Here is a 23,462-nt window from a genome sequence, read left to right on the forward strand (position 1 = left end):
TTTTAAAGGCTTATGGCATCAGTTTACTCCATAAACCGTATTTTTTTTGTTTATTTGAGTAATCAAAATTTAGAACATATGGCTATCAATATCCTTCACATAGACAGCAATCATCCTGTACTCTGGGATCAACTTCAAGCTGCTGGTTTTCATAATCACAGTGATTATGTTTCTTCAAAAGAGGAAATTGAATCTAAAATTCAGGATTATCACGGAATCGTGATTAGAAGTCGTTTTAAGATTGACAAAATATTTTTAGACAAGGCAACAAATTTACAGTTTATAGCACGTGTGGGTGCTGGATTAGAAAGTATTGATTGTGATTATGCTACGCAAAAGGGCATTGCGCTTATAGCCGCACCCGAAGGTAATAGGAATGCAGTAGCAGAGCATTCGTTAGGAATGATTCTGTCATTGTTCAATAACTTGAATCAAGCCGATCAAGAAGTTAGAGCAGGGCAGTGGAACCGTGAAAGTAATAGAGGTCATGAGCTAGATGGTAAAACGGTAGGAATTATTGGCTACGGAAATATGGGGAAATCTTTTGCCAAAAAACTTCGAGGTTTTGATGTAAAAGTACTTTGCTACGACATTCTAGAAAACGTAGGCGATGTCAATGCGAAACAAGTAACACTCGATACTTTTCAACAAGAAGTTGATGTGTTGAGCTTACACGTTCCTTGGACTCCAGAAACTGATAAAATGATCAACGCATCCTTTATCAATAACTTTGCAAAGCCATTTTGGATTATCAACACCTCACGCGGGAACAATCTAGTCACCCAAGATTTGGTAGCAGCTTTACAAGCAGGAAAAATTCTTGGTGCTGGACTTGATGTTTTGGAATATGAAAAACTTTCTTTTGAAACTCTTTTCAGTGACAAAAATACTCCCGAAGCGTTTCAATATTTACTGCAAGCTAAAAATGTAATTTTAACACCTCATATTGCCGGTTGGACTGTGGAAAGTAAGGAACGATTAGCACAAGTTATTGTAGATAAAATAAAAGCAAAGTATTTTGGTCAAGCCAAAAATATCGAGCCAGAAGAGCTCGTAACTGGAATTGGAGGTTTCTTTTTTAAGTCCAATGACCCTAAAGGTTTAACGGCTTGGTACGAAAAGCATTTGGGTTTAAAAACAGATCAATATGGAGCTACTTTTTGGTGGAAAGATAAGAACGGCGCGGATTGTTCTACGCAATGGTCTCCATTTGCAGTAGATACTACTTACTTTGAGCCTAGCAAAAAAGAGTTTATGCAAAACTTTAGAGTGCATGATTTAGAGGTATTATTGAAAAAATTAATACAAGAAGGTGTAACAATTGTGGGTGATATGCAGACTTACGAGTACGGAAAATTTGCTTGGATACTGGATTGCGAAGGAAATAAAATTGAACTCTGGGAACCTATTGACGCTGCTTTTTTATAAATGAGAATACATAAACTACTTAATTAACCAATATTGACTAACAATGGAAAATCAAAAACACGAAACTTGGAATCAACCACAACCTTACCGACAAGACAATAAGAAACTTCCAGCAGGGTTGCTTGCTATACTTTTAGGACCTTTAGCAATTCATAAGTTTTTTTTGGGTTACACCACCGAAGGGATTATATGGTTGTTGATTAGTTTGTTTACTTGTGGAACCGTAACGACTTTGTTAGGACTTATTGAAGGGATTATTTATTTGACAAAATCAGATGAAGAGTTTTATCAAACGTATCAAGTAGGTAAAAAGGCATGGTTTTAAAACATAAAAAAATCCCGTCTTATCTTTTTAGGACGAGACGGGATTTATATAATGCTACTGATATTAATCTTCTTTTTCTGCTAATTTTCGTTCTAGTTCGGCCTGAAATTCTTCCATTACTGGTTTCATAGTGCTTTCGGGAATATCAGCTATTCTTATGTACATGAGGCCATCTACCGCATTATTAAATAGTGGATCTACATTAAAGGCCACAACTTTGGCGTTTTGTTTGATATATTTTTTAATCAAAACAGGTAAGCGCAAACTGCCAGGTTCCAATTCGTCAATTATTTTATCAAATTTATTCAAATCAGCTTCAGTCTCGTTGAAAATGAAATCTTTATCGGCATCTTTTAGCTTGACTTTATATGCTTTTTTAGGATGAATATATTGCGCAATATAGGGATCGTAATAGTTTGATTTCATGAACTCAATCATTAACGATTTTGAAAAATCAGAAAATTGATTGCTAATACTCACACCACCCAATAAAAATTTATGCTCTGGATAACGCAAAGTAGTGTGCATAATTCCTTTCCAAAGCAAGAAAAGAGGCATTGGTTTTTGTTGGTATTCCTTAATGATAAACGCGCGACCCATTTCTATGGATTTGTGCATCATATCATATAATTCAGGTTCAAATCTAAATAAATCGTTGAGGTAAAAACCATTTATACCATATTTAGGGTAAATTTCGGCTCCTAATCCCATGCGGTATGCTCCCGCAATTTTGTTAGCTTCATTATCCCACAAAAATAAGTGGTGGTAATATTGATCGTGCTTGTCAAGATCTATCGATTCATTGGTACCTTCACCTACTTCTCTAAAAGTAATTTCGCGAAGACGACCAATTTCATGAAGAATATTTGGAATTTTTGAAGCTCTTGCAAAAAACACTTCGTAGTTTTTGCTTTGTAATAACCGGCAATCCGTTGTACGTAATCCTTCTACTTCCTTGATCATTTTGTCTTGGCTTGCAGCAGTAACAATCGTTTTTGGACTTTTAGGAATTTTTAAGGTAGGAGTAGGTAAAAATGGACTTTCCTTTTCAAAAGGATTAGCCAGCATATAGGTTTTCTTCCTTAAAAACTCAGAGTATTCCTCAAGAGTAGTGTGCTCGTTTTGCTCATTTACAGAGATTGGTTTGCCTATACGAACTTTGATTACTCTACGTTTTTGACTAAAAACTTCAGATGGCAATTTTGCTGTTCTAAAAGTCCCACTAATCTTAGAAAGCAAGTAAAACAACCTACTGTTTTTTGCATGAAAATAGATAGGGACAACAGGAACTTGTGCTTTTCTAATGACTTTAATAGCGCCCTCTTCCCAAGGTTTGTCCACCATTAATTTACCATCTTTATATGTAGAAACCTCACCTGCAGGAAACATACCTAGAGGTTTGCCATCACTTAAATGACGCAGTGTTTCTTTAATGCCTACCACGCTTGATTTTACATCCTTATGATTTTCAAAAGGATTTACAGGCATGATGTATTTTTTTAACGGAGTTATGCGGTGTAATAAAAAATTAGCGATAATTTTAAAATTTGGCTCGCGTTCTAGCATTAATTTTAATAACAAAACGCCATCAATTCCGCCAAGTGGGTGGTTTGAGATGGTAATATAGGCGCCTTCTTTTGGTAATCTTTTTAAGTCTTCTTCTGGGATTTCGAATTTTATTTTTAAATCATCAAGAACTCCATTCAAAAAAGCGACATCTTCTAGGTGTTTGTTTCTATTGTATACTTTATTCAAGGTAGAGATTTTTAGCACCTTCATTAATATCCAGCCAGAAAACGTACCCAAAACGCCGTACTTGTCTGCATTAATTGCTTTTGCAACTTCTTTCGCGGTAACTAGACCCATGTATTTTTTTTCTTTATTTTAGTGCAAGAAACAAAGATAGCAAAAAACTCCATTTTCTCTATTTTTCTACATCAAACTTCTACTTTTTTGTTACATTTGAAACGTATATTTTTAAACAAGATTTTAAAAGTAATACATAAAATTGGGTATTTAGGTTCTAAATTAAGCCTGATGATTTTAATGTTAATTTCAATTTTTTTTCCTGATGAGAATTATTTCATACAATGTAAATGGTATTAGAGCAGCCATTACAAAAGGTTTTCTAGAATGGTTACAGCATGCAAATCCTGATGTTATATGCCTACAAGAAATTAAGGCTACTGAAGATCAAATTCCAGTTGATGCCATTACACAAGCAGGTTATCCCTATCAATATTACTATCCAGCTACAAAAAAGGGGTATAGTGGTGTGGCAATTTTGTCTAAAACAAAACCTAATTCTGTTTTTTATGGTACGGGAATTGAGCATATGGATTTTGAGGGGCGTAATCTTCGAGCTGATTTTGATTCGGTATCTGTTATGAGTTTATACTTGCCTTCTGGAACAAATATGGATAGATTGGATCATAAATTTATGTTTATGGATGATTTTCAAAACTACATCAACGAACTCAAAAAAGAAATTCCCAATCTAGTAATTTGCGGCGATTATAATATTTGTCATGAAGCAATAGATATTCATGATCCAGTGCGAAATAAAAATGTTTCTGGATTTTTGCCTCAAGAGAGAGCTTGGCTTGATCAGTTTATGAAATCAGGATTTGTAGATAGTTTTAGACATTTTAACAAGGAGCCTCATCAATATTCATGGTGGAGTTACCGTGCTGGAGCAAGAGGAAATAATAAAGGATGGAGGATTGATTACAATCTTGTAAGTGAAAATTTAAAACATAAATTAAAAAGAGCTGTAATTTTAGCCGATGCTGTGCACTCAGACCATTGCCCTATTCTGGTTGAAATAGAGTAGTAGGATCAGGAGCTTGTTCCCGCTCTCGCTATAAATGTAATTCACTGAACTCCTGCGTTTATAAAAATTGAGTGAAGTAATCTTATTGTTTTTAAAAACAACAACAAGGATTTTTACTGCTATTGGGGCTTGAGGAATGCTCTTAGCTTAATGACTTCGGGGTATTAAATAATTGAATCAACATAAATACTAAAACAAATGATAAAAAAAATTTCAATCGGATTGTTGGTACTCGCATTATCAACATCTTGTGTTTCCAAGAAAATATACAATGATCTAGAAAGTAAATTTACTGATCTTAAAAAAGAAAATAGAACTTTAGCTGATGAAAACGCTGCTCTATCGCAAGCTAAAAACCAACTAGAAATAGACCGAGACGCCTTAAAAGCTGATCTTGACAAATCTACAGTTGCTCTTGCCAGAGCAGCAGCAGATTTAGAAGCAAGTAAAAACAAGTATAAAATGCTTCAAGATTCCTATACCGCGCTAGAAAAAAATAGTGGTGATGCGCTACAAAGCAACATGAAGAAAAACAGGGATTTGCTGGACCAACTAGATGAAAAAGGGAGAGCACTAGCACTAGAGCAAGAGCGTTTGAGTAAAAGTGCACAAAGACTGAAAGAACTTGAAGATTTGATTGCTGCCAAAGAAGCAAGCATGAAAAAACTAAAAGAAACTTTGTCTAAAGCCTTGAATAGTTTTGAAGGAAAAGGCTTGACCGTTGAGCAAAAAAACGGGAAAGTGTACGTGTCTATGGAGAATAAACTCCTTTTTAACTCTGGAAGTTGGGCTGTAGGATCTGAAGGTAAAAAAGCGGTTGTAGAACTAGGGAAAGTATTGGGAGATAATCCAGATATTTCTGTACTGATTGAAGGTCACACAGATGATGATGCCTTTACAGCATCCGGTCCTATTGCGGATAACTGGGACTTGTCTACAAAAAGAGCTACTTCAATTGTTGGTATTTTGAGCGAAAACAAAAAAATAAACAAGCAAAATCTAACTGCTGCTGGAAGAGGTGAATTTTCACCATTAGGAAGTAATGCAACTGCTGAGGGTAAAGCAAAAAATCGCAGGATTGAAATTATTTTAACTCCAAGATTAGATGCAATCGCAGAGATGTTGAATGATATAAATTAATTTTTCCATAGTCAAAAGTCATAAAGTCGTCAAGTAAAACAATTGACTTTATGACTTTTGACTTTTTAACGTTACGACTTTATGAAATACACTACTTTACCCAATACTGATATAAAAGTCAGTAAAATATGTTTGGGTACAATGACTTTTGGTCAACAAAACACTGAGGCTGAGGGTCACGCCCAAATGGAATATGCACTAGAAAACGGAGTTAATTTTTTTGATACTGCGGAGATGTATTCTATTCCAGCGAATAAAGATACCTATGGTAGTACTGAGAGAATTATAGGGACTTGGCTTAAAAAATCAGGCAAAAGAGAATCGATTGTTTTGGCATCCAAAATCGCGGGTCCTAATCCTAATTTTGGGTATATGAGAGAAAAGTTAGATTTCTCGCCTGCTAGCATAAAGTTTGCTTTAGACGAAAGTCTAAAACGACTGCAAACCGATTATCTGGATGTGTACCAATTACACTGGCCAGAGCGCAAAACGAATTATTTCGGGCAACGCGGCTATACAGTACAAGAGGATGCTTGGGAAGATAACATTCACGCTGTCTTGGAGACTCTGGACAGTTTTGTAAAAGCTGGAAAAATCAAGCATATTGGGTTGTCAAATGAAAATCCATGGGGAATCATGCGTTTTTTGGAAGAAAGCAAATACAACAATCTGCCAAGAGTAAAAACGATTCAAAATCCCTATTCATTGTTAAACCGTCTTTTTGAAAATGCTTCCGCTGAAGTTTGCCTGAGAGAAAATGTAGGTTTATTGGCGTATTCCCCGATGGCATTTGGTATTTTATCTGGAAAATTCCTAACCGGTGAATCACATCCAAAAGCACGCCTTACTTTATTCCCGCAATACTCTAGATACAACAGCGAGCAAAGTACTCAAGCCACTCGTTTGTATCATGAAATTGCAATTAAAAACGGATTGACCTTAACAGAACTGTCTTTGGCATTTATAGAACAACAGCCTTTTGTAACTAGCACGATCATTGGGGCTACAACATTAGAACAGTTAAAAGAAAACATTGACACGATTCAAGTGACACTTTCGGAGGAGGTTTTAAAAGCCATTGATGCAGTACAAGCTGCAGTTCCGGATCCGGCTCCTTAGTTTAAAAATAGTATTTTTTTAAGAACAACCATTTGTATTGCGACTTCCTTAACAAAACTCCAGCAGAAAATGAATCTTTTCTGCTGGAGTTTTTTAGTTTCTAGGAGAGATTTAGAAATCAAACTCAGTCCCTTCGGCAAGTGAATCTACTTTTATCAAGGTTGAATCTAGTACTTTGAACTTTATAAAAGAGCGTGCAGGTCCTGAGATAAAAATAGGTATTGAAGTATACAAGGTGTCTTCTGGAGTCAAGAGTCCTCTTCGAAGCATTATTTTTGTTAAAAAAAGCTCTTGTTTTGTAGCAAAATCTTTTAATAATCCTTGGTCGTTAAACTGATACATGAATTTCTTTGGACTCGGAATAATTCGTGCCAAGTATAAGCATTCGTTTAGTGACAACTCCGCTGGTGTTTTCTGGAAATAAAACTGACTTGCTTCGCCAATTCCGTATACATTTGGACCCCATTCGATAATGTTAAAATACACTTCCAGCATGCGTTCTTTGCTCACAATCCTATTGTTTTCAAGGATGTAAACTAATAATATTTCTTCAAGCTTTCGCGAAAGCGTTTTTTCTCTGCTCAAAAAAGCATTTTTCACGAGTTGCATACTTATAGTACTAGCACCACGAGCAAACTTTTTGGTTCTAATGTTTTTTACAATCGATTGTTTGAAGGCCTCACTGATAAAGCCGCGATGTGAGAAAAACGAAGGATCCTCAGTAGTTAAAACTGATTTTTGTAAGTAAGGAGAAATTTGATCTAATGAGGTGTAGTTAGGGTTTGCGGTACCCACAAGAACAGGTCTTTGCAAGACGTTATTAATCAAGGCGCGGTATACAAACTCTCCATTGAGCTTGGTTAAGTTGGCGTCGCCATATTTTGTAATTTTTAAGTTTTCTTTCTTTAAAGTACTGTCAAAAACCAAACGGTTGGGTTTGTTTTGATTGAAAGCAAAATCCAATTTATAGGAGAAAGTTCCGCTTGCTTCCATGCCTTTGAAATGCGTAAACAAGCCTTCAGGTAAGGAGGTTATGAAATCCTGAGCTTTCATTTTTGGGATATTTACCTTTAGTTTGTATAGCGTGTCAAGAGCAGTGTCATAGGCAAGGTAAGGATGGAATTTTATCTTATTGAGTTGTACGGTTGAGGTACTGTCAATAGAAATGAAATCGGAACCTAATAAAAAACGGTAGTCAAACTTAGCATTTTGCAACACTACATCTTTATTGGCTATTTTAGGATGATTGATTTTTAAATTGGCAATAGCCATAAAGCCAGCAATGTGTAGCTCATCGCCATCTTTGTCAATGTTTTCAAGATTTAATCGTATGGTGTTGAAACTAGTTTTCAAGTTGAAACGTTCATCAAAATACGGGAGTTTAATGGCGCCAGTATCAATGTTTACAAACTGAATATCTGCTTTTTTATTTCTTGGATCTGCAAAACCTTTAAGTTTCCACCGTTGTGAGATGGTATTGGTTTCTACTTTTATGGATGTCTCCAATTGTTTATTCGCTAAACGTAGTTTTTGAAAATTGATGTTTGTTTTATTGCCGTTATCATCTATTTTAAAAGCAAGGTTGTCTAGCACCATATCTGTAGGAACTAAATTCAATATTTTGGTAATTAGAGCATAAGCGAATTCGGCGTAATCCCTTTTTTCATTGGTTTTTTCCGCTGAGGGATCCTTTTTCAAGAACGCATCAAAGTTTCTTTTTTTTCCTTTTTTTACCAGTTGAATGTAACCGTTTTGTATGTCTAATGTTCCCAGTTGCACCTCGCCCGAAATTAGTTTCAAGAGGTTCACCGTTGTTTTTATTTTTTCAATTTTAAAAAGAGTATCAGCATCTTTAGGTACGAGCGTAATTCCAGTCATGCTAAGGCCAGATAAACCATCAAATGAGGCTTTTTTAACGGTGAAACTACTGTTGTATTCTACCGTCATTTCATTTGAAATTTTATCTAGAGTTTGTTGTAAAACGGCATCTCTAAAAATAAAAAAACCTCCAACAATAAGGCATATTACCACGAGGAGTATCTTAAAAAAAAGACCAATTTTTTGTTTTGTGGTTTTCATGTTTACTGTATTGATTTGGGGTGGCTAAAATAGCAACTTTTCCCTTGTTTTGTATACGGTTAACCTAAAGTTTAATAAACCATTAGCATATAGATTGTTTAGGGCTATTTTACTTTTGAAAGCAGTTGTGGCTACAAACTACTTTTTTTGTAATTCCTCTGCTATTTCTAGCAGCAGTAAATCTACATTTTGTTTTTGAGTTCCGTATTTTATTTGCAGTGGAGAGGCTTCGCCCATTCGGTTGTAATATTCCAGTGCTTTATTGGCAAAAAAGCGTTTGTGAAAATGAGAAAGTTCAGGAACTTGCGGATATTGTTCATGAAAAAGCATTTCATAATAAGCCTGCCATTCTCTCTCATTTTTATCATGAATAGTGTTTTCAGGCATTTTTTGTGCCACGTGAATCATCTCATGCAGGAGTAAGTTGAGCATTAAATGAAGCGGATATTCAAAAGTGTTCTCTGGTATCCGAATAATTTGTGGTTCACCCAAAGCACCTTCGGTAGTCATTAGGATGAATTCAGGCTTGGCTTTTTCTCTGAGTTCAAAACCTTTAAAGTTAGGGTGTGTAAGGCCGTATTCTTCCATCAAGAACTGTGCTGCAGCAATAGTTTCTCCCATTTCATGAAAGGAGTTTACAATTTGTAGTTGGTCTTGATAGGTTTTCATTGTAGGGTGGTAGTAAAGTTGTTTTAGTTTTTTAGTTATGCAATTGAATGGTAAATATATACTTTAAATTGTTTTTACTAAATAGGATGTGTCCAAAACGCAGTTTATTTTTATTCCTAGTCTAGTTATTATGACTACAAATAAAACAGCCTAACAAAGCAAACGATTGTTAGGCTGTAATACTATTTGATTTTGTAGGTTACAGGATCGCTTTGGCTCCAAAATCAGCTACAAGGTGATCGTCTTCTACGGTGCTTCCGCTTACTCCAATAGCTCCTATTACTTCACCAGCATTGTTTTTGATAACAACACCTCCTGGAAATGTAATCAATCCGCCATTACTGTGCTCAATGTTGTATAGCGGAGCTTCAGGTTTTACTAACGGCGTTAAAGTTGCAGTGTCCATTGTGAACCATGCAGATGTTTTTGCTTTTTTGAATGAAATGTCAATAGATCCTATCCAAGCGCCATCCATTCTGGCGAATGCTACTAAATTTGCACCTGCGTCTACTACGCAAATGTCCATTTTAGTTCCAATTTCTTCTGATTTGATTTTTGCTGCAGCGATTACTGCTTCTGCTTGTTGTAATGTAATGTTCATTTTTTATACTTATTTGGTTGTAAATTGGGTAATTAATTCCGTTGGAGTTGCACTTAAAGCTTTGCTGATTGGGCATCCAAGTTTTACCGCTAACTTCACCCGTTAAATGTAGTTTGGTTACGGAGATTTCAAATCTATCGCAAGCAGCGTCGAGTGCTACTTTGACCTCAATTTTATTATCTTTTATAGTGCGCTACAATTGTTGCTTTTGCTAGGGTGTTGGCCCATAAGTTGTAACCAACTAACTCTGGGTTTGCAGTAGCGTCTAGTCCTAGTTTGTCTGTTTTTAGTGCGTAAACGGTGAAAATATAGGTGTGTATGCCATGACCTACCGGTGGACATGGACCACCAAAACCAGTTGCCCCAAAGCTTGTAGTACTTTGTACAGTTCCTGCTGGCATTAAATTTAAGGCTGGATTTCCTGCTTTTGAAACAATTTCATTCACATTGGTAGGAATGTTAAAGGCTACCCAATGCCACCATCCTGCTCCTGTAGGTGCATCTGGATCGTAACAAGTAATGGCAAAACTCTTAGTTCCCTCAGGAGCATTTTCCCAACTTAATTGTGGCGATGCATTGTTTCCGTTACAGCCAAATCCATTAAATTCATTTTGAATGGTAAAGGATCCGCCCATATCTTTACTGCTTAGTGTAAATGTTTTTTGAGCAAAAAGCGTACTTGTAAATAGAAGTACTGCTGATAAAAATAAAATTGATTTTTGCATGGTGAATGGTTTTAAATTACAATGCAAAAGTCATTAATATGGAGGTTAACTCTAAAACTAAAAAGTTCAAAAAATGTTGTTAAAAGTTCAAATGTTGATTTGTGATTGTTTGGGAGTGGTTCCAAATTTGTTTTTGTAAGCTTGAACAAAACTAGACAAATTTTCAAAGCCTATTTCTTCGTACACATCAGAGGCGCGCATTTTCTTGGTTTGCAACAAGTAAGCCGCATGTTCAAGTCTTTTTTCTTGAAACCATCGGATTGGGCTTGTTTGAAATTCTTTATCAAAGTTGCGTTTAAAAGTTGAAACGCTCATGTTGCATAAAAACGAAAGTTCTTGGATGCTTAAATTGTTCAAAGCATTTTTGTGCATCGTATCTACAAATGTTTTTGCCGATGGATTTTGGTGATGTACAAAATTCAATAAAAAATCGATTCCCTTCATTTGAACGAGATACAATAATATTTCCTCAAATTTCAACGGCAGCATTTTGTTGACAAAGTCAATAGGTTGCGACTGAAGGTGTATTAAACTTTTAACAATATTTTGAATGACACGATCATATTCGGCTATGATAAATGGATCGTTATTTTGAGTTGTATTGTTTTTATAATCGTATTTCTTTAGAAAGTCTTCAACGGCTTTGTCTGAAAAAAATAGCAACATGCTGCGGTAATTTTGGCTCAAAGAAATGCTTTCGCTCATCAAGCAATTACCAGATTTGATAATGACAAATTTATCATTTTCTATGCGCGTTGTATGGTTTTGGGTAATGAGTTCTTTGGTTCCGTTGAGTAAAAAACTAAAAACATTTTTGGAAAGCTGCACCTTGTTTTTATTGATGCTTTTTGAAATAAAATATTCATACAGTTGTAGTTCACTATCGCTGTTGGTTTCTATTTGCTCAGGTAAATATTGAATTTCCATTTTATAATTTAAATTTTTCTACAATAAATATAGTTATCCAAACAACTCACTAGCTACATCTTCTATTTTAGCGACCATCCTAATTTGTATACCCGTGTTTTTCAAAGTGATTTTATTGTATTTGGATACAAAAATGGTCGAAAATCCTAATTTTTCAGCTTCCTGAATGCGCTGATCCACTCTATTAACAGGACGTATTTCACCCGAAAGTCCCACCTCACCAGCAAAACAAAAATCTTTGTTGACGGGAATGTCTTCATTTGAAGATAAGATGGCTGCTACTACGGCTAAGTCAATTGCAGGATCATCTACTGAAATTCCTCCTGTAATATTCAAAAATACATCTTTGGCGCCAAGCCTAAAACCAGCTCTTTTTTCGAGTACTGCCAAAATCATGTTGAGCCTTTTTGCATTATATCCGGTTGTACTTCGTTGCGGCGTTCCGTACACTGCAGTGCTTACGAGTGCTTGAATTTCTATCATCAAAGGGCGCATGCCTTCCAGAGTTGAGGCAATTGCCGTACCTGATAATTCCTCGTTTTTGTGCGAAATTAATATTTCTGATGGGTTGGCTACTTCTCGCAAGCCACTACCTAACATTTCATATATTCCGATTTCGGCCGTAGAGCCAAAACGGTTTTTGAGAGAGCGTAAAATTCGATAAACGTGATTGCGGTCTCCTTCAAACTGTAAAACGGTATCGACCATGTGTTCCAGAATTTTAGGACCTGCAATGTTTCCGTCTTTGGTGATGTGTCCAATTAGAATGACAGGAATATTGGTTTCTTTGGCAAATTTGATCAATTCGGCGGTAGTTTCCCTAATTTGAGAAATACTCCCAGGTGTTGATTCAATATAGTCCGTATGCAAAGTTTGAATGGAATCTATAATTAAAATCTCTGGCTGAATGGCTTCAATTTGTTTGAAGATGTTTTGTGTCTTGGTTTCGGTCAAGATGTAGCAATTGTCTCCGCTTGGCGTAATCCTCTCGGCACGCATTTTTATTTGTTTCTGACTTTCTTCTCCTGATACGTACAAGGTTTTATAAGGCAGTTTGAGTGATATTTGCAAAAGCAAAGTACTTTTTCCAATGCCTGGTTCACCTCCCAAAAGAATTAAAGAACCAGGTACAATACCACCACCTAAAACGCGGTTCAATTCGCCATCAGTAGTATCCATGCGAATCTCTTTTGCTGAATCAATTTCATTAATACGCAGGGGTCTTGGTGCTTTGCTAGTTGGCGTGGGTTCGCTTTTCCAAGCCACTTTTTCTTGCTTCTGAATTATTTCTTCGGCAATAGTATTCCATTCTTTACAGGAGTTGCATTGTCCTTGCCATTTGGCATATTGCGCACCACAGTTTTGGCAAAAAAAAGTAGTTTTTACTTTTGACATTATTTTTTTGGTATTTGAGTAATCATATTCTCGTATTTTTCAAGCATCATCGTTTTAGTCAAATCACCTATTTCTTCTTGTTGTGAAGCTGTTTGATAGTATTTTGCTGCTCTTTTGGGCTCACCTAATTTTTCATACATCAAACCTAGTTCATAATCTGAAAGCATGGATTTTGGGTAATTAACCGTTGCAATTTCTGCTAGTTGTCCCAGTTCTGAGTAGGCTTTATTTTTTAGTATTGCGGCTTCAATGGCTTTAAAATCATTGAGTCTTACTAGTGTTCTTAAACCTAAATTTTCATAAAGAGTGTCATAGCGTGCCACTAAATAGTCTACATAACCAGAGGGTAAACTGGCTATTTTCTCACTAAATTCTAATGAAGAAATTGGTTTGTAAGATTCAAAGAAATGGTAAAGCGCATTAGGAATTGCTTGAAGTACCACAGCATAATGTGATGTGTTTTTAAAATTATCAAATTTATAGTGTACCAATGGGTTTTTAACCTCCTGTAAGCCAGCATCTAGGTTTTTGATTCCATTTTGAATTTTGCGGATGTCACCATCTCCATTTGCCTGATAATAGAAAATAGATTTTTTGGTTTTTGAAATTTCATCCGGTAATCTTTCCTGCATACCTTTTGTAAGTTCAGGTGCAAGTGAAATATAGGCTTGAAACATCGGATTTTCTTTGTACAGAAAATAGTTTAAAAAACCTGCGGTAGTGTCATGTCCAGCAATGATTCTAAACGGTGCGGTGGGATATTTTTTTTCAAGATATGGGATCAATTCTCCTCCTATAAAATTAAAAAATTGGGCACCTTTACCGGTTAGTTCATCCTCTATGTCATCATGCATACAGTCATCTATGCGTTCGTTTTTTTGATTTTGATGAATGCCTACAATTATACTTTCAGGAAGATCATCCCAGTAGGCGCCATATTGTAACGCGCCATAAAAGGGATCAAATAGATAATCTCCATCTAGAAGTATCAAGATCGGGTATTTTTTATTTGGATTTTTTTCTATTGATAGCGGTAGGCTTATAGTCAATTCTCTCTTCTCGCCGAGTATTTGAGAATCGAATGTAAAGGATGTTTTTTGAGAAAAAACGGTCACGCTAAATAACAAGAATAATAGTGTTTTTTTCATTATCAGGCTAGATTTGGTAGGGTCTTATGTTAAGTGTAATTTACTAAGCAAGATACTATAATATTTGTTTTTTATTGCAGGTGTTCCCTTTTTTTATGTTGTAAGTCGTGAAGTAGCTGTGACTTTAGGTTTTTAATTGGTTTACGTTTCAATTAGATTTCTATAATATTTTTCACAAAAAAACCACAAACACTGCCTATAACTAAGTTGGGTGTTTGTGGTAGTGTCATTATAACCTACTTGTGCTAGCGGGTTTATGTTAGTGAATTGTCGTTTTCGTTAGGGAAAATAACCCATGGTTTAAATGTTTTTGCTTCCTCAAAGTCCATACCTGCATACGAAATAATAATAATGATATCATCTTTTTGTACCTTTCTGGCAGCGGGACCGTTTAGTGTAATGGTTCCGGAGTTTTTTTCTCCTTTGATGGCGTAGGTTTCAAAACGTTCTCCGTTATTGATGTTTACAATTGAAACTTTCTCACCTTCAATAATATTAGATGCTTCTAACAGGGATTCGTCAATAGTAATAGAGCCGATATAATTTAAATCTGCTCCGGTTACCTTAACGCGGTGAATTTTTGATTTTAAGACTTGGATTTGCATGCTACAAAGGTAAATTAATTTAATGAAATGGTATCAATCAATCTAATATTGTTGACTATTACCGCTATAAAAGCTCTGTATTTTTTAGTTTTATTTTTTCGAGTGCAGGTTAAAAGTGTTGCTTCGTCTGCAATGGTAAAATATTCAAGAGTGAATTGCGTGTTATTTTCAAACGCTTTTTGAACCCATTTAGAAATCGTAAGCGTGCTGTCTTTTGAGAATTTTTCTTTTGCAGTTCTCAAAATTTTGTAAATCAGTGAGGCTTGCTCTCGTTCTTGTGGCGTTAAACGTTCGTTTCTAGAACTCATAGCAAGATTGTTGGCTTCTCTGTGTATGGGACAACCTACAACTTTTACTTGAAGTTTATTTTTAGAAACCATTTTTTTTACAATTTGTAGTTGTTGGAAATCTTTTTCGCCAAAATAAGCATTATTAGGAGTAACAATCTCAAACAAACGTTTTACAATGGTACCTACACCATTAAAATGACCAGGTCTAAATTTGCCTTCCATTTGGTTTTCTAGTCCATCAAAATCAAATGATTGGGAAGTTGGTTTTCCGTCATAAATATCTTCAACAGTTGGCGCGTACAAAATAATGCTGTCGTCTAGATTTGTAAGCTTTTTAATATCTTCTTCCAGTGTTCTAGGATATTTTTCTAGGTCCTCTGGATTGTTAAACTGTGTTGGATTTACAAAAATACTAACTACTGTAGTGTCATTCTCTTGTAATGATTTTTTCATCAAAGCTAGGTGACCTTCATGCAAAGCGCCCATTGTAGGAACAAATCCAATAGTCTTCTGACTATCTTTAATAGATTTTAAATAGTCCATCAAAGGTGCTTTTCCATAGAAAATTGGCATGGCAGTATTATTAAAATTAAATGCAAACTTACTATTTTAGTTAATAACTGCATAAATTTTTGTAATTTTGCGTGGTTTTTATTGCCAATAAATAAAGTAAATTACAATATGAAAGATAAGAGGATATTATATGTATCATCTGAAGTGGTGCCGTATCTCGCTGAAAACGAGGTCTCTTTAATGTCTTATGACGTTCCAAAAATGATTAATGATCAAGGTGGACAAATAAGAATTTTTATGCCAAGGTATGGAAATATTAACGAGAGAAGACATCAATTGCACGAGGTAATTAGACTTTCGGGGATGAATTTGGTAGTAAATGATTTGGATATGCCCTTAATTATTAAGGTTGCATCGATACCAAAAGAGCGTATACAAGTTTATTTTATTGATAACGATGACTACTTTAAACGAAAAGCAACTTTTGCTGACGAAGAAGGTGTTATGTATCCTGATAATGATGAGCGCGCTATTTTCTTTGCAAAAGGTGTAGTAGAAACAGTAAAAAAACTCAACTGGGTTCCAGATATCATTCACGTTCATGGATGGTTAGCAGCGATGTTGCCTGTTTATATGAAGCATTTTTACAAAAACGAAGCTTTATTTTCAGAAACAAAGATTGTAACATCTGTGTACAGTCAGTCTTTTGATGGTACTCTTGATGTTGAAATGATTAATAAAGTAAAATTTGATGGTGTTCCAGAAGATGCAATAGCTGATCTTGAAATCCCTAACTACGAGAATATTATTAAAACCACCATAAAGCATTCTGATGCAGTGATTATCGCTTCTGATTCACTGACGCCAAGTTTAACAAAATTTATAGAATCTTCAGGAAAACCTTTTTTACCTTTCGCACCGAAAGATGCATTCGCCGAGGCGTATACAAATTTCTACATAAACGAAATGCTTTAAATTAACCCTTTTTAATACATATGATTAATAATTCTTTATTCAAGAAAGTTTTCCTTGGTTTAACTGTGATTTTTATGGCTTCATGCGATAAAGATTTCAATGAAATAGGTGGTGATTTATTAGGAGATAACAATTTTGAACTCAATAAACAATCGTTCGGAGTATCTGGCTACAATCAAAAAACGGGAGTTGTACAGTCTAATAATTTAGATATAAATCCGCTTGGAATATATAACAGTACCAATTTTGGTGAAACTACTGCCAATTTTAATACGCAACTTACATTAGCTGCTGTGGTAACCTCAGTTAGTACAAATCCTTATGTAGAAAGCGTGGTGTTAACGGTTCCTTATTTTGTTGATAATAACCAGACTAAAAATAATACCGATGGTTCTCGCACGTATGTTTTAGATTCTATTTATGGGCCGGAAAAAGCTAAAATGAAGCTAAGTGTTTATGAAACAGGGTTTTTTATGCGTGATGCCGATCCTAGCGGAGGTTTTCAGCAACAACAACGATATTTTTCAGATCAAAATGCAGACTTCGATAACTTTAAAAAACCAAATCGTTTAAACGATAGTTCAGAGAAAGCGCAAAACGATGAGTTTTTCTTTGATGCTACTGCAAAAAAGACCATAACTAAAGACACAGTTACAAAGGTTGAAACAACTACTTATGGTCCGCCTGAAATGCAGTTGAATTTGAATAAAAGTTATTTTAAAACCCGAATTATTGATGCTATAAACTCGGGAAAATTAGCTAATAATGATGTTTTCAAAAATTATTTTAGAGGCTTGTATTTTAAAATTGAAAAAGCAGGAACTAGTCCAGGAAATCTAGCTATGCTTAATTTTAAAAGTGGTAAGATTACCATTAAATACAATGAGGATTTAGTCACTACGACAGGCGGAGTAACCACAACTACTCGTGTTAAAAAGACAATCGAACTTAATATGACGGGTAATACCGTTAGTTTATTGAGTAATGATTTTTCTACTAGTGGTTCTGCTTACAATAATTTGCCTTTTACTGGAAACACGACTACTGGTGATGATAAGCTTTTCTTAAGAGGAGGAGAAGGTTCTCTTGCTGTAGTAGAACTTTTTGATAAAACCGATGTCAAAGGCTACACTGCTGCGGGTACTCTTACGGGTGCAAACGGAATATCTGATCAGTTAGATGATTTAAGATTTCCTGCTGATGGGAAAAAACTTTTGGTCAATGAAGCTAATTTAGTATTTCACATAGATGCTGCTACAATGGCTAGTGGTGTGGAACCTCAAAGAGTATATTTGTATGATTTTACAAACAACCGAGTGATGTTTGATTATGCTGTAGATGATTCTGGTAATACTTTGGATGCCAAGAAAGGAAAAGTTATTTATGGAGGTCAATTAGTTAAAGATGCTACAACAAAAAGAGGTGCTACTTACAAGATTAGAATTACAAACCATATTCGGAATTTAATCAACAACAAAGACTCTACTAATGTGAAACTTGGACTTGTTGTTACTGAGGATATTAATAAATCTACCTCATACAAAGTAAAATCAGCCAATTCATTTGTACGTGAAGTACCTACGGGATCAGTTATGAATCCATTAGGGACTGTTTTGTATGGAGGTAAAAGTACAGTGCCGGCAGATAAGAGATTGAAGTTTGAAATTTATTTTACAAAACCTAATTAAGAAAAAAATATGTGTGGAATCGTTGGATATATTGGATATAGAGAGGCTTACCCTATAGTAATTAAAGGACTAAAAAGATTAGAATATAGAGGTTATGATAGTGCTGGTGTTATGCTTTTTGATGGAGAAAATTTAAAAATTTCAAAAACAAAAGGTAAAGTAGCAGATTTAGAACAAAAAGCATCTCAAGAAATAACCACCAACGGAAGTATAGGTATAGGGCACACTCGTTGGGCTACGCATGGTGTTCCAAATGATGTAAACTCTCATCCTCATCTTTCAAATTCAGGAGATTTAGCTATCGTTCACAATGGAATTATTGAAAATTATGCTCCGTTAAAAGCAGAGCTTTTAAAAAGAGGATACGTTTTTTATTCTGATACAGATACAGAAGTTTTAGTAAATTTGATTGAGGAAGTACAGAAAAAAGATAAATTAAAACTAGGTAAAGCAGTTCAAGTTGCTTTAAACCAAGTTGTAGGTGCTTATGCAATTGCTGTATTCGATAAGAAAAACCCAAATGAAATTGTTGCTGCCCGTTTAGGTAGTCCACTTGCTATTGGTGTGGGTGAAGGTGAATTTTTTGTTGCTTCAGATGCATCGCCATTTATAGAATTTACATCGAATGCTATTTATTTAGAAGACGGTGAAATGGCTAATATCAGGTTGCACAAGCCTATGAAAGTTCGTAAAATAAAAGATGATTCACTCGTAAATCCGACTATTCAAGAGCTCCAAATGAATTTAGAGCAAATTGAAAAAGGAGGTTACGATCATTTTATGATGAAAGAAATTTACGAACAGCCAAATGTAATAAAAGATACTTACCGTGGTCGCTTGCATGCTAATGAAGGTTTGATTCAAATGGCAGGTATAGAGGATAACTTAGAAAAATTCTTAAACGCAGATCGTATTATCATCGTTGCATGTGGTACATCTTGGCATGCAGGATTAGTAGCTGAATATATTTTTGAAGAATTTGCAAGAATACCTGTAGAGGTGGAATATGCGTCAGAATTTAGATATAGAAACCCAATTATAAACAAAAAAGATATCGTTATTGCAATTTCACAGTCTGGTGAAACTGCTGATACAATGGCTGCAATAAAATTGGCCAAAGAAAATGGTGCTTTTGTCTTTGGAGTTTGTAATGTAGTGGGTTCTTCTATTTCAAGAGAAACTCACGCAGGTGCTTACACACATGCTGGTCCAGAAATTGGGGTTGCCTCTACCAAAGCGTTTACTACTCAAATTACTGTTTTAACAATGATTGCTTTGAGATTAGCAAAAGCCAAAGGAACATTGTCACACTCGGCGTTTCACGCATACTTAGAAGAGCTTGAAATTATACCTGAAAAAGTAAAAGAGGCTCTTGAAACGAATGCTAAAGCTCAAGAAATTGCAGCAGTGTTTAAAGATGCACCTAATTGTTTATACCTTGGTCGTGGCTATAATTTTCCAGTTGCACTAGAAGGAGCTTTAAAGTTAAAAGAGATTTCATACATTCATGCTGAAGGGTATCCTGCCGCTGAAATGAAACATGGACCTATCGCATTGATAGATGAATCAATGCCGGTTATTGTTATTGCGCCAAAACAAGGTCATTATGACAAAATTGTAAGTAACATACAGGAAATTAAATCCCGTAGTGGAAGGATTATAGCAGTAGTTACAAAAGGGGATACGCAAGTTAGAGAATTAGCTGATTATGTGATTGAGATACCTGAAACATCAGATGCTTTATCGCCATTAATTACAACTATACCTTTACAATTGCTATCCTATCATATTGCAGTAATGCGCGGTTGTAATGTGGATCAACCAAGGAATTTAGCAAAATCTGTTACTGTTGAATAAATAGTTTCTAATACAATATATGTTTAACCCCGAAATTAATTTTTCGGGGTTTTTTTATGGTCAATATTTTTTGTTTTATGATATGATATAAATTCTTTTAGCACTTGATTTTTCTGGTTTTTTACACTTTTACGAAATAGCTAAAAATTAAGATAATAATTGTGAAATATTCATTTTTTGTATGCATGCATAATGAAAACCTATTTTTAGACTATAAAAATTAACAGAATAATAACAATAACAAAATGTGAATTAATCTTAATTCCATTAAAATATATGCTAAATATGAAATTTATTTGTTACTTTTTTAATAATATCAAAAATATTTGTACTTTGGCTATATAAACCAACAAATTATAGACCAATGAGAGTGTATTTACTTTTTTTGACATTGTTTTTTTGCAGCCTATCTTTTGCGCAAAGCACAATTTCAGGTGTTGTTACAGACAGTAACAGCCAGCCAATTCCTGGAGCCAACATCAAGGTTGTTGGAGAGTCTGCAGGAACCACAAGTGATGTAACAGGTGCATTTACCTTAAAAACAACAAAAAGAGCGCCCTTTGTTATAGAGGTGTCTACTGTTGGTTTCACTTCACAAAGAGTATCTATTACTTCAAGTAGCCAAAAGGTTGCTGTGAAATTACTAGATGAGGAGAACAAGCTTGATGAAATCGTAGTTTCTGCGTCTAGAACTCCGGAGCGCGTTCTTGAATCACCAGTTACTATTGAGAGAATGGGAATCGCTGAAATCAAGAAAACGGCTTCTCCTTCCTTTTACGATGGTTTAGAGAACATGAAAGAAGTTCAAATGAACACTTCAAGTATGTCTTTTAAGTCTATTAACACTAGAGGTTTTGCTACAGTAGCAAATACAAGATTTATGCAGTTAGTAGACGGTATGGATAACTCTTCACCATTATTAAACTTTGTTTTAGGAAACTTAATCGGTGTTTCTGAAATTGATGTGCAATCAGTGGAGTTGTTACCAGGAGCATCTTCTGCATTATATGGTGCCAATGCATTTAATGGTATATTATTCATGACTAGTAAAAGTCCATTTACTAGTGAAGGAATTCGAGCGTATGCTAAATTTGGTCAAACCAGCCAAAAAGCAGCCGGAACAAATGACTATGTAGACTATGGAGTTCGTATGGCTAAAGCTTTTAATAAGTATTTTGCTGCTAAAGCCAACTTTGCTTACATGCGAGGAACAGAATGGCATGCTGTAAATTATGATGATAAAACGGTAGCTGGTAGAGATAGAACTCATTACGGATATGATGGTATCAATGTTTATGGTGACGAAGTGTCAACTGTAATTCCTGCTCCTACTTTGCCAACTGATAAAGTTTCAAGAACAGGTTATAATGAGGTTGATCTAACTGACAACAAAGTTTCAAATACTAAAATAGATGCATCTTTGCATATTCGCCCTTTTGGTGACGAAAGATTAGAAGTAATAGTTCAAAGTAAATTTGGTTATGGTAATACTGTTTATCAAGGTGCTAACCGTTATTACCTGAATAACTTTTTCATGCAGCAGCATAAATTAGAATTCAAAGGAAAGAATTTCTTTTTGAGAGGATATACAACTACTGAGGATGGAGGTCAGTCCTATGACATGTTGTTTACGGGGATTAACATAAATCGTAAGTGGAAGTCGGATCAACAATGGTTTGGTGATTATGCCAATTCATATGTACAATCAACATTAGGTGGTATGTTGCCTGCAGATGCTCATAGAGCCGCTAGAGTAAAAGCAGATACAGGAAGATTCTTGCCGGGAACTCCTGAATTTAAAAATGCGTTCAATCAAGTAACAAACGAAGCGAGTGTTTTAACAGGATCAAAACTTGTTGATAATTCAAAGATTTATCACTCTGATGCCAATTATAATTTTAAAGATTTAATCAAATTTGCTGAAATTCAAGTGGGTGGTTCTTACAGAGAATATCAGTTAAATTCATTTGGTCGAATTTATACAGATGCTAATGGCCCTATAAAATATAATGAATACGGAGCGTACACGCAAGTGATGAAAAAAATGATTGACGATCGTTTGAAACTAACGGCTTCACTACGTTATGACAAGGCACAAAATTTTGTTGGGAATTATTCTCCTAGAGTTTCTGTTGTGTATTCTGCAGGACAAAACAAAAATCATAATTTTAGAGGGTCTTTTCAAACAGGTTTTAGAAACCCTTCTACACAAGATCAATACATCGGATTTAATGTTGGTAGTGCAATCTTGTTAGGTTCAGCGCCTGATAACTTGACTCGATTTGTAGAGACATTGCCTATTTCAGGAGCTGTAGGACAGGGATTTGCTGGCGGAAGTACAGTTACAATTAATGGTACTAACGCTTATAATAATTCCTTTACCGCTACTTCTGCAGCAGCTTTTGCGGCTGCACAAAATCCAGCATTGTTGCAAAAAACTAATGTTGGCTTAGTTAAACCAGAAGAGGTTAAAGCAATTGAATTGGGGTACCGTTCATTTATCAATAAAACTTCTATAGATTTAAATGGATATTATAATGTATATAATAATTTTATTGGAAACTTAAATGTAGTTACTCCGTTGTACGGAACAGCTATTGATGGTGGAGGACTTACAAGTGTAGCAGGTCAACAAGCTATCCATGCGCTTGCAAACGGAAATACTAGAGTTTTTCAATTGTATACCAACACATCTTTAGAAATAAAATCATTAGGTTTTGGTATAGGATTGTCTAGAAAAGTATATAAAGATTTTGAAGTAGGTGCTAACTACAACTATGCTGAGTTTGATTTTGATCAGTCTAAAGATGCTAGTTTTGAAGCAGGGTTCAATACTCCAAAACACAGAGTTAAGGCTTCTATTGGAAATGAGAAATTATTCAAAAATTTCGGATTTAATGTAAGCGGACGTTGGAACAGTGAATATTTATGGCAATCTTCTTTTGCTGATGGAACCATAGATGCTGCAACTGTTATTGATGCTCAATTGAATTATAACTTTCCTGCTTTGAAATCTACCCTAAAAGTAGGGGCTTCAAACATAGGAGGTAAAGAATATGGTCAGGTATTAGGAGCGGGTCTTATTGGACAACAGTATTTTGCCTCTTGGACAATCAACCCGTAAGGATTAAATTAACAGTAAAAT

Annotated in this window: 18 protein-coding genes and 1 pseudogene; 9 read left to right on the top strand and 10 right to left on the bottom strand. The window is 35.1% G+C overall.

The window, feature by feature from the left end; translation table 11 throughout:
- Positions 1-78: 78 nt before the first annotated feature.
- A pseudogene (locus K5V07_RS00980) lies at positions 79-1,017 on the top strand (2-hydroxyacid dehydrogenase); the annotation flags it as partial.
- A 454-nt stretch (positions 1,018-1,471) separates the two neighbouring features.
- Complete coding sequence (locus K5V07_RS00985; RefSeq protein ID WP_182650136.1) at positions 1,472-1,753, top strand: TM2 domain-containing protein; 282 nt, start codon at positions 1,472-1,474, stop codon at positions 1,751-1,753.
- 63 nt (positions 1,754-1,816) lie between these two features.
- Here K5V07_RS00985 and K5V07_RS00990 read toward each other — a convergent pair whose 3' ends face one another.
- The gene (locus K5V07_RS00990) at positions 1,817-3,619 is read right to left on the bottom strand and encodes a lysophospholipid acyltransferase family protein (RefSeq protein WP_086453085.1); all 1,803 of its coding nucleotides are present in this window, start codon (positions 3,617-3,619) and stop codon (positions 1,817-1,819) included.
- A 205-nt stretch (positions 3,620-3,824) separates the two neighbouring features.
- Here K5V07_RS00990 and K5V07_RS00995 point away from each other — a divergent pair, with 205 nt between their 5' ends.
- The 3 genes from K5V07_RS00995 to K5V07_RS01005 all read left to right on the top strand — a co-directional run bounded on the left by K5V07_RS00995 (position 3,825) and on the right by K5V07_RS01005 (position 6,845).
- Entirely contained in the window at positions 3,825-4,586 is a 762-nt protein-coding gene (locus tag K5V07_RS00995; protein WP_144893436.1) for an exodeoxyribonuclease III, read from the top strand.
- 198 nt (positions 4,587-4,784) lie between these two features.
- The gene (locus tag K5V07_RS01000) at positions 4,785-5,726 is read left to right on the top strand and encodes an OmpA family protein (protein ID WP_221916003.1); all 942 of its coding nucleotides are present in this window, start codon (positions 4,785-4,787) and stop codon (positions 5,724-5,726) included.
- Between the two features lie 81 nt (positions 5,727-5,807).
- Positions 5,808-6,845 carry an aldo/keto reductase gene (locus K5V07_RS01005; RefSeq protein WP_221916004.1) on the top strand — a complete coding sequence of 346 codons (1,038 nt, stop codon included), beginning with the start codon at positions 5,808-5,810 and terminating at the stop codon, positions 6,843-6,845.
- Positions 6,846-6,956: 111 nt separating this feature from the next.
- Here K5V07_RS01005 and K5V07_RS01010 read toward each other — a convergent pair whose 3' ends face one another.
- From K5V07_RS01010 to panC, 9 genes are all read right to left on the bottom strand, one after another.
- On the bottom strand, positions 6,957-8,924 hold the full coding sequence (locus tag K5V07_RS01010; RefSeq protein WP_221916005.1) for a transglycosylase domain-containing protein: 1,968 nt from the start codon (positions 8,922-8,924) through the stop codon (positions 6,957-6,959).
- A 138-nt stretch (positions 8,925-9,062) separates the two neighbouring features.
- The gene (locus K5V07_RS01015; protein WP_144893428.1) at positions 9,063-9,593 is read right to left on the bottom strand and encodes a hypothetical protein; all 531 of its coding nucleotides are present in this window, start codon (positions 9,591-9,593) and stop codon (positions 9,063-9,065) included.
- Positions 9,594-9,792: 199 nt separating this feature from the next.
- A complete protein-coding gene (locus tag K5V07_RS01020; RefSeq protein WP_144893426.1) occupies positions 9,793-10,194 on the bottom strand; it encodes a heme-binding protein in 402 nt (133 codons plus the stop codon).
- A 176-nt stretch (positions 10,195-10,370) separates the two neighbouring features.
- Entirely contained in the window at positions 10,371-10,919 is a 549-nt protein-coding gene (locus tag K5V07_RS01025) for a YbhB/YbcL family Raf kinase inhibitor-like protein (RefSeq protein ID WP_221916006.1), read from the bottom strand.
- An 87-nt stretch (positions 10,920-11,006) separates the two neighbouring features.
- Complete coding sequence (locus K5V07_RS01030; protein ID WP_221916007.1) at positions 11,007-11,846, bottom strand: AraC family transcriptional regulator; 840 nt, start codon at positions 11,844-11,846, stop codon at positions 11,007-11,009.
- Positions 11,847-11,879: 33 nt separating this feature from the next.
- A complete protein-coding gene (gene radA, locus K5V07_RS01035; RefSeq protein WP_221916008.1) occupies positions 11,880-13,241 on the bottom strand; it encodes a DNA repair protein RadA in 1,362 nt (453 codons plus the stop codon).
- Positions 13,241-14,389, bottom strand: a complete 1,149-nt coding sequence (locus tag K5V07_RS01040) for an alpha/beta hydrolase-fold protein (RefSeq protein WP_221916009.1) — start codon at positions 14,387-14,389, stop codon at positions 13,241-13,243. Before K5V07_RS01040 ends, radA begins: the two co-directional genes overlap by 1 nt.
- Positions 14,390-14,643: 254 nt before the next feature.
- Complete coding sequence (panD, locus tag K5V07_RS01045) at positions 14,644-14,994, bottom strand: aspartate 1-decarboxylase (RefSeq protein ID WP_086453096.1); 351 nt, start codon at positions 14,992-14,994, stop codon at positions 14,644-14,646.
- Positions 14,995-15,008: 14 nt separating this feature from the next.
- Complete coding sequence (panC, locus tag K5V07_RS01050) at positions 15,009-15,857, bottom strand: pantoate--beta-alanine ligase (protein WP_221916010.1); 849 nt, start codon at positions 15,855-15,857, stop codon at positions 15,009-15,011.
- 108 nt (positions 15,858-15,965) lie between these two features.
- Between panC and K5V07_RS01055 the strand changes: the two genes are divergently transcribed.
- The 4 genes from K5V07_RS01055 to K5V07_RS01070 all read left to right on the top strand — a co-directional run bounded on the left by K5V07_RS01055 (position 15,966) and on the right by K5V07_RS01070 (position 23,441).
- Positions 15,966-16,772 carry a glycogen/starch synthase gene (locus tag K5V07_RS01055; protein WP_086453098.1) on the top strand — a complete coding sequence of 269 codons (807 nt, stop codon included), beginning with the start codon at positions 15,966-15,968 and terminating at the stop codon, positions 16,770-16,772.
- A 20-nt stretch (positions 16,773-16,792) separates the two neighbouring features.
- The gene (locus K5V07_RS01060) at positions 16,793-18,460 is read left to right on the top strand and encodes a DUF4270 domain-containing protein (RefSeq protein WP_221916011.1); all 1,668 of its coding nucleotides are present in this window, start codon (positions 16,793-16,795) and stop codon (positions 18,458-18,460) included.
- 9 nt (positions 18,461-18,469) lie between these two features.
- On the top strand, positions 18,470-20,317 hold the full coding sequence (gene glmS, locus K5V07_RS01065) for a glutamine--fructose-6-phosphate transaminase (isomerizing) (protein WP_221916012.1): 1,848 nt from the start codon (positions 18,470-18,472) through the stop codon (positions 20,315-20,317).
- 364 nt (positions 20,318-20,681) lie between these two features.
- Positions 20,682-23,441 carry a TonB-dependent receptor domain-containing protein gene (locus tag K5V07_RS01070; RefSeq protein ID WP_221916013.1) on the top strand — a complete coding sequence of 920 codons (2,760 nt, stop codon included), beginning with the start codon at positions 20,682-20,684 and terminating at the stop codon, positions 23,439-23,441.
- The last annotated feature ends 21 nt before the right edge of the window (positions 23,442-23,462 follow it).

It is taken from the genome of Flavobacterium sp. CHNK8, from assembly GCF_019774515.1.
GTDB classification, from domain to species: Bacteria; Bacteroidota; Bacteroidia; order Flavobacteriales; family Flavobacteriaceae; genus Flavobacterium; species Flavobacterium tiangeerense.

What these genes read in the sequence shown, in the direction of transcription:
- K5V07_RS01060 (WP_221916011.1), top strand. Translation starts at nt 16,793, where the DNA reads ATGATTAATAATTCTTTATTCAAGAAAGTTTTCCTTGGTTTAACTGTG.
- K5V07_RS01005 (WP_221916004.1), top strand. Translation starts at nt 5,808, where the DNA reads ATGAAATACACTACTTTACCCAATACTGATATAAAAGTCAGTAAAATA.
- K5V07_RS01040 (WP_221916009.1), bottom strand. Translation starts at nt 14,389, where the DNA reads ATGAAAAAAACACTATTATTCTTGTTATTTAGCGTGACCGTTTTTTCT.
- K5V07_RS00985 (WP_182650136.1), top strand. Translation starts at nt 1,472, where the DNA reads ATGGAAAATCAAAAACACGAAACTTGGAATCAACCACAACCTTACCGA.
- radA (WP_221916008.1), bottom strand. Translation starts at nt 13,241, where the DNA reads ATGTCAAAAGTAAAAACTACTTTTTTTTGCCAAAACTGTGGTGCGCAA.
- K5V07_RS01000 (WP_221916003.1), top strand. Translation starts at nt 4,785, where the DNA reads ATGATAAAAAAAATTTCAATCGGATTGTTGGTACTCGCATTATCAACA.
- K5V07_RS01020 (WP_144893426.1), bottom strand. Translation starts at nt 10,194, where the DNA reads ATGAACATTACATTACAACAAGCAGAAGCAGTAATCGCTGCAGCAAAA.
- panC (WP_221916010.1), bottom strand. Translation starts at nt 15,857, where the DNA reads ATGCCAATTTTCTATGGAAAAGCACCTTTGATGGACTATTTAAAATCT.
- K5V07_RS00990 (WP_086453085.1), bottom strand. Translation starts at nt 3,619, where the DNA reads ATGGGTCTAGTTACCGCGAAAGAAGTTGCAAAAGCAATTAATGCAGAC.
- K5V07_RS01055 (WP_086453098.1), top strand. Translation starts at nt 15,966, where the DNA reads ATGAAAGATAAGAGGATATTATATGTATCATCTGAAGTGGTGCCGTAT.
- panD (WP_086453096.1), bottom strand. Translation starts at nt 14,994, where the DNA reads ATGCAAATCCAAGTCTTAAAATCAAAAATTCACCGCGTTAAGGTAACC.
- glmS (WP_221916012.1), top strand. Translation starts at nt 18,470, where the DNA reads ATGTGTGGAATCGTTGGATATATTGGATATAGAGAGGCTTACCCTATA.
- K5V07_RS01030 (WP_221916007.1), bottom strand. Translation starts at nt 11,846, where the DNA reads ATGGAAATTCAATATTTACCTGAGCAAATAGAAACCAACAGCGATAGT.
- K5V07_RS00995 (WP_144893436.1), top strand. Translation starts at nt 3,825, where the DNA reads ATGAGAATTATTTCATACAATGTAAATGGTATTAGAGCAGCCATTACA.
- K5V07_RS01010 (WP_221916005.1), bottom strand. Translation starts at nt 8,924, where the DNA reads ATGAAAACCACAAAACAAAAAATTGGTCTTTTTTTTAAGATACTCCTC.
- K5V07_RS01025 (WP_221916006.1), bottom strand. Translation starts at nt 10,919, where the DNA reads ATGCAAAAATCAATTTTATTTTTATCAGCAGTACTTCTATTTACAAGT.
- K5V07_RS01070 (WP_221916013.1), top strand. Translation starts at nt 20,682, where the DNA reads ATGAGAGTGTATTTACTTTTTTTGACATTGTTTTTTTGCAGCCTATCT.
- K5V07_RS01015 (WP_144893428.1), bottom strand. Translation starts at nt 9,593, where the DNA reads ATGAAAACCTATCAAGACCAACTACAAATTGTAAACTCCTTTCATGAA.